The following is a 9,616-nucleotide window of genomic DNA, read 5'->3' on the forward strand; positions in this document are numbered from 1 at the left end:
TTCAGGCCTCCGCACCTTCGAGCCCCGAATGCTCTTCGCTGAATTCCAGGGCGATGCCGTCGTCGGCGCAGTAGCCCAGGGTGACGCCGGTGGTCTTGCGCTGCTGCGCCTGGCGCTGCAGCAGTTGCTGGCTCAGCACCGGCAGGATCTGCTGGTTGAGCAGGCTGTCGATGTTGCGCGCGCCGCTGTCGGGCAGCAGGCAGGCCGCGACCAGGGCGTCGGCGAGGCCGTCGTCGACCTGGCAGGCGATGCCGTAGTGGCGTTGCAGGCGCTTGGCGACCTGGCCCAGCTTGATGGCGACGATGCGCTTGAGCGCGTCGGCATCCAGGGGCCGGTAGACCAGCGTCTGGAAGCGCGCCAGCAATGCCGGCTGGAAGTGTTCGCGCAGCACGGGCCGCAGCAGTTCCTGCAACTCGCCGTCGCTGGCCTGCGGGCGCTCCTCCAGCAGGGCCTGCAGCAGGTCGCTGCCCAGGTTGGAGGTCATCAGGATGACGGTGTTGCGGAAGTCGATTTCGCGCCCCTCGCCGTCGCGCATGAAGCCACGGTCGAACACCTGGTAGAACAGGTTGAGCACGTCCCGGTGCGCCTTTTCCACCTCGTCGAGCAGTACCACGCTGTAGGGGCGCTGGCGTACCGCCTCGGTGAGCACGCCGCCCTCGCCGTAGCCGACGTAGCCCGGCGGCGAGCCCTTGAGCTGGCTGACGGTATGGGCTTCCTGGTATTCGGAGAGGTTGATGGTGATCAGCGACTTCTCGCCGCCGAACAGGCTGTCGGCCAGCGCCAGGGCGGTCTCGGTCTTGCCCACGCCGCTGCTGCCCACCAGCAGGAAGACGCCCAGGGGGGCATTGTCCGGGGCCAGCCCGGTCCTGGCGGCGCGCAGTCGTTGCGCCAAAGCTCGCAGGGCGGGCTGCTGGCCGATGACCCGCTGCCCCAGGTCGTGCTCCAGCTGCAGCAGGTTGGCCTGTTCGTCCTTGAGCAGGCTGCCCAGCGGCACCCCCGTCCAGTCGGCCACCACCTCGGCGACGGTGCGCGCGTCGACATCCAGCGACAGCAGTGGCTGGTCGCCCTGCAGCTGGGCCAGCTGCCGCTGCAGATCGGGGCAGGCTTCCGGCTCCTTGCGGCGCGCATCGATCAATTGCCGCGTCAGGCTCAATTCGTCCTGGTATTGCTGCTGCAGCCGCTGCTGGGCAAGCTCCAGCTCGCACAAGCGCACGCCGATGTCGGCCATGCGCTGGATGGCCATCGAGCCACTGAGCCGGGCGTCCTCTTCCAGCGCCTGGCGCTCGAGCTCCAGTGCGCCGTGTTCGGCACGCAGTTGCACCAGCGCCTGGGGTTCGCAGTCCAGGTTCATGCGCACCCGTGCGCTGGCGGTGTCGAGCAGGTCGACCGCCTTGTCGGGCAACTGCCGCCCCGGCAGGTAGCGGCGGGACAGTGCCACGGCGGCCTGCACCGCCGAGTCGACGATGTGCACGCCGTGGTGGTTGACGTAGAGCGGCTTCAGGCCACGCAGCATCAGGCAGGCGTTGGCCTCGTCCGGCTCATCGACCTTGACCATCTGGAAGCGCCGCTCCAGCGCCGCATCGCGCTCGAAGTAGCGCTTGTATTCGGACCAGGTGGTGGCCGCGATGGTGCGCAGCTCGCCCCGGGCCAGCGCCGGCTTGAGCAGGTTGGCGGCATCGGCGCCGCCGGCCTGGTTGCCCGCGCCGATCAGCGTGTGCGCCTCGTCGATGAACAGCAGGATGGGCGTCGGCGATTGCTGCACGGCGTCGATCACGTTCTTCAGCCGCTGTTCGAACTCGCCCTTCACGCCCGCCCCCGCCTGCAGCAGCCCCAGGTCCAGGGTGCGCAGGGTGACGGCCCTGAGGGCGTCCGGCACGTTGCCTTCGACGATGCGCAGGGCCAGGCCTTCGACCAGCGCGGTCTTGCCGACGCCGGGCTCGCCCACCAGGATGGGGTTGTTCTTGCGCCGCCGGCCGAGAATGTCGATGACCTGGCGGATCTCGTCGTCGCGGCCATAGACCGGGTCGATGCGGCCGGCCCGGGCCTTGGCCGTGATGTCCTGGGCGAAGCGGTCGAGCAGTGCCGACTGGGCCTTGGCCGCGGTGGGCGACGGGCCCTCCGCTTGCGCTGCCGGCTCGGCCAGTGCGGCCTCGGCCTGCGCCTGTGGCCGCTCTTCGGATTGCTCGTCCAGCAGGGGCAACAGCCGCTCGAGTTGCCGCGCGCCCACGCTGAGCAACGGCCAGGCGGCATCGCAGACCAGCAGCGAGGGGGTGTCGCGCAAGGCGCCGAGCAGATGCGAGGAACGCAGTACCTGGTGATCGCCCTGCATCGATGCCAGCAACCAGGCGTCCTTGATCAGTTGCTGCAACGCGGCGGAGAGCTGGGGCTTGTCGCGCACGCTGCGCGGCAACTGGTCCAGGTGTTCGAGCAGGCCGTTCCACAGCCCCTCCAGGTCCCATTCGTAGCGCCGGGCGATCAGGGCCAGGTCGCCTTCGCCCTGTTCGAGCAGCTTGAGCAGCCAGTGCTCGATGGTGACGTAGGGATGGGCGCGGGCCTGGCACAGCGAGGCGGCCGCGCTCAGCGCCCTGGCGCAGTGGGGGTTGAGGCGGCGAAGCAGATGGGCGGACGACTGTTCCATGGGGCGTTCCTTGCTGTCGGCGGGCTTGTCGCTCCGGCTGGAGCATGAAAGCCATTCCAATCGGTAGAGAGTGACCGGCGGCTAGCCCGCCGGTCCGTAACGCCGGCCTCAGGCGCTCTGACGCTCGTTCCAGGCGTCGGAGTGGATGATGTTGCCGTCCTTGTAGGTCCAGGTGATCTTCTCGTAGCGCAGTTCCACCTCTTCCAGGTGGTTGTGCTTCTCCTTGGCCGGGTCCTTCACGTCGTGCATTTTCGGCGCGACCTTCACGACCTTGACGTTCTCCAGGAGGGTGTTGAAGTACTCGACTTCCTGGCCGGCGTCATCGATGCGGTACCACTTGAACTCGGCGCTCTTGAGGGTCTGGCCGGTGCTCACCGCCTTGTACAGGTAGGGGCTGGAGGCATCGATTTCCTTGGTGAAGTTGAACGGCGTGTGGATGCGGGTGCCGGTCAGCTTGCCGGTGTTGTTGTCGGTGGGGATGTACAGGCTGTGGTCCTGCGCCACCACTTCGACGCTGCCTTCGCGCTTCTGGACGTCGACCGAACCTTTGATGTCCGCACCGCCGTCGTCTTTGAGCCACAGGTAAACTGGAATAGCCATGTGAAGTTCCTTCTACAGGGACAAATGCGCCGCAGGCTTTTGCCGCGGCTGGGGTTGGCCGCCCGAGACCCGGCCCGGGAGCGTGCAGGCTCCCGACTCGGGTACCAGGCGGATATCGACCCGGCGGTTGGCTGCGCGCCCCTCCGGTGTGTCGTTGCTGGCGATGGGCTGGTCGGCGCCGAAGCCCTGGACGGCGAAGCAGCTGTCGGGGATGTCCCCCATGCGCTGCATCCAGTCGCGCACGGCGCCCGCACGGGCACGCGACAACACCAGGTTGCGCTGCGCGTCGCCCGTGGCGTCGGTGTGCCCGGCGATGACGATCAGCCAGCCGGGCTGGGCCTTGATGTCCACCAGCGCGTTGACCAGCACCTTCGTCGAGCCGGCCTTGAGTGCGGCGCTGCCGCTGGCGAATAGCGACAGGCTGTCCAGGCGGACGGGGTCGGGAATCCTTTCCGGCGCCAGTGTCGGAGCAGGCGCCCGGTAGGCGGCGAGCGCGGCCAGGAGCGCCGGGCGCGTCCGCTCGGCGGCGTACAGGCCGAGCCCGAGGGACAGGGGCTCGCCTTCGCGGTAATAGCGGTCAAGCCTTTGCGCATCGTCCCGCAGTACGGCCAAGGCCTGTTCCTTCAGGCGGTGTTCGGGCTGTTCGAGCGTCGTCGGCTGGGGGATCGCCTGGAAACGGCGCAGGTCGTCGCTCACCTGGCGCAACAGCAGGCGGTTCTGCCAGGCGGAACTGCACAGCGCGACGGTCGCGGCGAGAACGAACAGCCACAGGGCCTGCAGCGTCGCGCGACGGGAAGGTGCAAGGCCGGGCTGGCGGGGCAGCAGGGCCAACAGGGGATCGGGGAACGGCAGGGCCGCGGGGCCGGCCGCCTGTGCCGCGGCGAAGGGTTCCAGCGCCGTGCGTTCGTGCAGCCAGTTCGCCCACAGGTTGCCCGGCAGCGAAGCAGGTGAACCAGGCACCAGCGTCATCGCGCAGGCCAGCACCGGGCATGGCGGTTCCCCCGGCTCCCGGGACACCAGGTGCGGCAATACCGCCTTCGCCAGCCAGGCGCCCAGGCTCTCGACCTGGACGCTGGTACGCAGGCTCGCGGCGCGCGTGGGGAGGTCCGCGGGGCGCTGCTGCCAGTGGGCCATGGGCAGGTGGTTCGCACCCTCGCGAACCGTCAGCCCCTGACGCTCCGCCTCCCAGGCGAACCAGGGGCCGGCGCCGTGCAGGCTCGGCAGGTAGCAGCCCAGCAGCACGGGCAAGGCCACTCCGCTTCTGCGGACGCGGGCCACCTGCTGGCGGAAGGTCTGCAGGTTGCCGGCGAGCAAGGCGTTGTCCTGCTGCCCGGCGGGATCGACGACATAGAAGACGCTCAGCTGGCCCGCCCAGTGCGGACGGTTCGCCAACACGTATTCGATGACCGCTGGCAAGCGATCCAGGCTGGGTATCCGCAGGTAGCAGCCCTGCTCGGTGACGCGCAGCGCCAGTTGTTCCTCGGGCGCCTCGCCGAACAGTGCGCGCAAGCCATCGCCACAGACCGCCACCACCGGTTGCCGGAACCCCGCCGCCGGCAGCGCACAGTCCTCGGCCAGCGCAATGGCCTGGCGTTGCCGCGCGGCGTTGCGCCCGGCGAGCCACCAGCCCAGCGCGACCGCGATGACCACGCCAAGCGCCGACAGCGCGCGCCCGACCGGGAACAGCGGCAGCACCGCCAGGAGCAGGAACAGCGCCAGCGCTCCCGCCCAGAGCCAAAGGCCGCGTACCCATGTGAGCTGCATGGACATCGCTACACCTGGCCGGGCAGCAGGGTGGTCACGGTATCCACCAGCATCCGGTGCAGCACCAGCCACACTCCTGCCAGCAGGATCGCGGCGGCCACCAGGTGCAACCATGGCATGCCGAGCCAGCGGCGCCAGCCGCCACCGCCGGCGCGCACCAGCACCGGGGCCTCGCCCGTGGCGGCAAAGGGTTGTACGTGCTCGCTCAGTGCGTCGAGCAGTTGCTCCCGCTCCGGAGCCTGCTCGTCGCGATAACGGCCCAGGAACCCCAGCATCAGCACGCGCTGGTAACAGGTCAGCACCCGCAGGTCGGGCGCCGGTTCCGCCAGGGCCGCGCGCATGTCCTCGTAGAGCTGCTCGCCAGCCTGGTGGCGGTTGAAGAAGTGCGCCTGAAGCGGTTTCGCAGCCCAGACGGCATGGGACTGCTCGCCGGCGTTGCGCATCACCGTCTCGTCGAGCAGCGCGCATTGCGCATAGCAGATGCGGTCGATGGCGTTCAGGCTCACGCCAGCTTCGGCCAGGCGGGCACGGCTGTGTTCGACCTGGGCCGCGCAGTGCTTCCACAGCTCGGCGCCGTCCTTGGCCGAGGCCTTCTGCTGCAGCTCGACGACCAGCAGGTAGCTGTCCTGCAGCAGTGCGTCGATATCCACCAGCGGTTTCTTTCCGAATGCCTGGGTCATGAGCGCAGCACCGCGAACAGGTCCAGCTGGACTTCCCCGAGCGTGCCGGGGACGTAGAGCGCGCAGACGCCGGCCGAAAGCATGGCTCGCGCCTTGGGATGGGCCAGATCAAGGGCGAAGTACTGGTTGCCCAGGCGCATCGGGATAGCCGCGGGCACATGGCTGAGCGGCAGCAGCGGTACGCCGTCCAGGGCCACGTTGACGAGGTGGTCGACGTCGTCCGGCGCCCCCACCTTGCACAGGCGCGGGAACTGGCCCTGCACTTGCGCGGCGGGCAGGCTGGAGCGTACCGACAGGTAGAAATCGACACCCTCGGCATCGCGCAGCCGGCCATCGTGCAGCGCTACCTGCCAGCGGTGCGCATTGGGCTGTTCCAGTTCCAGCGCGATGACGCGTGACGGCAGGCTGGCCTCCAGCAGCGTGGAGATCAGCCGGAACAGCGGCGGGAACACCGCTTCCAACTGGTCGTGCCGGTAGCCGGGAATGGCACCGATGTCGTGCTCCAGGGAAAAGGTCAGCAGGCTGCCGGCCAGCTTGATCAGCTCCTGGTAGACCTGCTCGGGGTGCCGCGCGGGGTGCGCCAGCAGGTCCGCCAGCACCGGCTGGTAGCTGTTCAGCGCGTTGAGCAGCCAGAACAGCGAGACGTCGGCCACCGCGAAGTCGGCCATGCGCTGGTTGCTCTCGCGGCGCATGCCCATCAGGCGGCTGCGCTTGGCCGCCAGCTGGGTCATCAGGTTGTCCAGCTGGGCGAGCAACTGGGGCTGGGCATCGAAGCTGAGCAGCGGCGGGACGAACTGCGGGTCGAGCGTCCAGACGCCCTGGCCGTCGCGTACCACGCGCGCTACCGGGCAGGTGAGATACTCGGCGTTTTCATCGCTGTCCAGGCGCAACGAAAGCATGTGTTCCAGCGCGGCCATGGACTGGCTCTCTTCGCCATAGAGGTCCTGCACCTCCCGCCAATCCTGGCGATAGCGCGTGGGCCGGGAGGGCGCGCCCTCCCCCGTCAGGCAGTTGCCGCCATTGGCATGCTCCAGCGGCAATGCCAGCAGCAGCGTGGCCACGGCAACCTCCTCCGTGGCCAGCCGGGCCAGCTCCACCGCCGGCGGCAGCCGGTCGCTCGCGTCGCTGTCGACCAGCGTGCCATCCGGCAGCCGCACGCGCAGCCGGGTGGCCTTGAGCTTGCCCAGCCGTAGCGCGTCCAGGTCGAAGGAGGCCACCTGGACGCCCCAGGGATGTACCCGCGACAGCCGCGCCAGGCATTCGTTGGTCCAGGCCTCCCAGCGAGCCTGCTGCTGGAATTGCTGCGGGGACAGCAAGGTCCCCGCACCCCACAAGGGGCGATCGATCTTCATGCGTTCTTCCCTGAAGCCGTTTTTCAGGCCTTGGCCTTGGGCATCTGCGAAACCAGCGACAGGTTGACGTCCATGCCTTCCACCTGGAAATGCGGTACGGCATAGAGCTTCACGCGGAAGAAACCGGGATTGTCGTCGATGTCCTCGACCGTCACCTTGGCGTCACGCAGCGGGTGCGAAGCCTGCAGGTCGTCGCTGGGGTCGGTCATTTCGGTGACCAGGCCACGGATCCAGTTGTTGAGCTCCAGCTCCAGGACGCGGCGGTCCTTGGTGGTGCCGATGTTCTCGCGCTGGATCAGCTTCAGGTAATGGGCGATGCGCGACAGCAGGAAGATGTACGGCAGGCGCGCGTTGATGCGGCTGTTGGCGGTGGCGTCGGCGGTGTCGTAGAGCGCCGGCTTCTGCGCCGAGTTGGCGGAGAAGAAGCAGGCGTAGTCGCGGTTCTTGTAGTACGACAGCGGGATGAAGCCCAGGTTGGCGAACTCGAACTCGCGGGTTTCCGGGATCATCACTTCCGAGGGGATCTTCACCTGGTTGCCGGTGCCCAGGTCGTACAGGTGGATCGGCAGGTCGGTGACCGCGCCGCCCGCCTGCGGGCCGCGGATCTGCACGCACCAGCCGTTGTTGATGAAACTCTTCACCATGTTGGCGGCGAAGGCGAAGGAGGCGTTGGTCCACAGGTACTTGCCATGGTCCGGGCCCTTGACGCTCTCGATGTAGTTGAAGCTGCGCACCGGCAGGGTGTCGGGGCCGTAGGGCAGGCGGCCGAGCACGCGCGGCATGGTGAGGCCGATGTAGCGCGCATCGTCGGTGTCGCGGAAGGACTTCCACTTCAGGTATTCGGCACGGTCGAAGTAGTTGCCGATATCCTTGATCGCGGCCACCTCCTCCATGCTCTGCTTGCCGAAGAACGCCGGCCCGACCGAGCCGATGAAGGGCATGTGCGCCGCCGCCGCGACCTTGGAGATGTTGCGCAGCAGGGCGATGTCCTGCGGGCCGCGGTCGAACTCGTAGTTGGAGATCGCAGCGGCGATGGGCTCGCCGCCGGGGGTGTCGTACTCCTGGGTGTAGGTGTGGACGTACAGGCCGCTCTGGGCGATCTCCGGGGCATCCTCGAAGTCCTGCACCAGGTGGTCCTTGCTGATGTCCAGCAGCTCGATGCGCACGTTCCGGCGGAAATCGACCTGGTCGATCAGCGACTTGACGCCGCGCCAGGTCGACTCGACGCGCTGGAAGTCGCCGTGGTGCATGATCGCGTCCAGCTGGCGGCTGATCTGCGCATCCAGCGAGGCGATGTGCTCGTCCAGCAGGTTCTTGTCCAGGCGCTCGACCTTCTGCGAGGACTGCTTGAGCAGGTCCAGGAAGACGCTGACCGCGGCCGTCACACGCTCGTCGGCGGAGGCTTCGGACAGCGCATCGCTGTCCTGGTAGACCTCGAAATCGCCCAGTGCCGACACCGGGCTCAGGTTGATCTTGTCGAACAGGCTCGCATAGACGCCCTGGTTTTCTTGCAGCGATACGCTCGCGCTACCGGTTTGCGCGGCAGTCCCTTCGGCAGACATGGGGCTCTCCTTGAATTGGTCTTCAGCGATCTTGCGGGGCGAGCTGGGCCAGTTCGGCACGCAGCTTGTCGCTCAGGGCGTCATCCTTGAGGATGCGTTCCAGCTCGCGACGGAAGGTGACGTTGTCCAGCAGGTTGGACTTGAGGTCGCGCAGCAGGTTGCGCATGGCCAGCATGGCGCGCAGCTCCGGCATCTGCCGTGCCACCCGCTCGGGCTCGAAGTCCTTCATGTTGCGGAAGGTCAGCTCGATGCTGGTGTCGGAGCCGTCGTCGGCCAGGGTATTGGGCACGGCCAACTTCACACTGGGACTGAAGTCGGCCAGCACATTGTTGAAGTTGTTCTTGTTGACGTCGACCTTGTTGCGCTCGGACAGCGGGCGCTGTTCGCGGCCATTGCTGTAGTCGCCCATCACCATCAACTTGAGTGGCAACTCGACCTTTTTCTGCGCACCGCCGGTATGAAGGTCAAGTTTGATATTGACCCGTGCCTTGGGCACTTCATTTTGGAAACTGTTCGAAGCCATGACTACTCCAGATACCTCCCTGGTGAGGGGTGAGTCAAACAGGCTGGAATTCATGGCAACAGCGGGAAGGCGCGCGCCGACAGCCCGATCCGAAGATCGCGAATTCCATTTCTTACTTCTGAAAAAACTATTAGAGCGGTGACATTGCCGTAGTCCTCACTAAGAACTACCGATGCCATAACTTTCAGCCAATCGGATATTCGCTTTTCGCCCCATGAACTCATCGGGTTCATTGCGCACGTAGATCAGCCATTTACGAGTGTATCGACGCGAACGGGGGGATAAAATAAGACTTGTCCCAAACTTATGTGGGAAATAACCACAACTGGAACTCGGCAAGTTTCGCAAGCAGACGACAAGGCATTGCCCTCTCCGCTACGCGGCACGGGAAGCCCGCCCGCGGCGTGCAAGGCCCTAGCGAGACGGCCATAATCGGCGCTTGCCCCCGATCCAGGCCCCGTCGATGTCCGAGCAACCCAGCCCAGCCAACGCAGAAC

The 9,616-nt window shown here is 67.0% G+C and carries 7 protein-coding genes; all 7 read right to left on the minus strand.

Going from position 1 to position 9,616, the window contains the following annotated elements; genetic code table 11:
• Position 1 precedes the first annotated feature (1 nt).
• On the minus strand, positions 2-2,638 hold the full coding sequence (tssH, locus tag DK254_RS12845) for a type VI secretion system ATPase TssH (protein WP_109934072.1): 2,637 nt from the start codon (positions 2,636-2,638) through the stop codon (positions 2-4).
• A 108-nt stretch (positions 2,639-2,746) separates the two neighbouring features.
• Positions 2,747-3,238 (minus strand): Hcp family type VI secretion system effector, encoded by a 492-nt coding sequence (locus DK254_RS12850; RefSeq protein WP_109934073.1) that lies wholly within the window; start codon positions 3,236-3,238, stop codon positions 2,747-2,749.
• Between the two features lie 12 nt (positions 3,239-3,250).
• A complete protein-coding gene (locus DK254_RS12855) occupies positions 3,251-5,008 on the minus strand; it encodes an OmpA family protein (protein ID WP_218281419.1) in 1,758 nt (585 codons plus the stop codon).
• Between the two features lie 2 nt (positions 5,009-5,010).
• Complete coding sequence (tssL, locus tag DK254_RS12860) at positions 5,011-5,682, minus strand: type VI secretion system protein TssL, short form (RefSeq protein ID WP_109934074.1); 672 nt, start codon at positions 5,680-5,682, stop codon at positions 5,011-5,013.
• The gene (gene tssK / locus DK254_RS12865; RefSeq protein ID WP_109934075.1) at positions 5,679-7,034 is read right to left on the minus strand and encodes a type VI secretion system baseplate subunit TssK; all 1,356 of its coding nucleotides are present in this window, start codon (positions 7,032-7,034) and stop codon (positions 5,679-5,681) included. Before tssK ends, tssL begins: the two co-directional genes overlap by 4 nt.
• 23 nt (positions 7,035-7,057) lie before the next feature.
• Positions 7,058-8,596 (minus strand): type VI secretion system contractile sheath large subunit, encoded by a 1,539-nt coding sequence (gene tssC / locus DK254_RS12870; protein ID WP_109934076.1) that lies wholly within the window; start codon positions 8,594-8,596, stop codon positions 7,058-7,060.
• Positions 8,597-8,618: 22 nt separating this feature from the next.
• On the minus strand, positions 8,619-9,119 hold the full coding sequence (gene tssB / locus DK254_RS12875; RefSeq protein WP_109934077.1) for a type VI secretion system contractile sheath small subunit: 501 nt from the start codon (positions 9,117-9,119) through the stop codon (positions 8,619-8,621).
• Positions 9,120-9,616: the final 497 nt, after the last annotated feature.

Source organism: Pseudomonas sp. RW407 (genome assembly GCF_003176655.1).
Lineage (GTDB): Bacteria > Pseudomonadota > Gammaproteobacteria > Pseudomonadales > Pseudomonadaceae > Pseudomonas > Pseudomonas delhiensis.